The sequence below is a fragment of the Pseudoalteromonas sp. 1181_04 genome, from assembly GCF_052850545.1.
Genome location: NZ_VXCS01000114.1, coordinates 1 through 278, shown reverse-complemented (window position 1 = coordinate 278; position 278 = coordinate 1). Strand labels below are relative to the sequence as shown.

At 52.5% G+C, this 278-nt stretch carries 1 protein-coding gene; it reads right to left on the bottom strand.

The window, feature by feature from the left end:
• On the bottom strand, nt 1-278 hold a 278-nt coding region (locus FW757_RS23260), incomplete at both ends, for an Ig-like domain-containing protein (protein ID WP_446441800.1).

Here is a 278-nt window from a genome sequence, read left to right as displayed (position 1 = left end):
ACAACAAAAGCACCTTCTGCAAGCGGGGTCGGTACATCCACCGACCAACTGCCATCTGCAAGTACTGTCGCCGTTAAGGTTTGTATATCACCATTGGCATCGGTGACTGTAATGCTCACCAACCCACCTATTTCATCACTGCTGCCAGTGATGGTAGGCGTGCTGTCGTTGCTATCAGCCAACGGGTTGATATCAACCGTCGGTGCAAGAGTATCGATCACCCCACCATTTTCTGTGTCACTGGCGGTATTGCCGGCGGCATCGGTGACACTAGCATC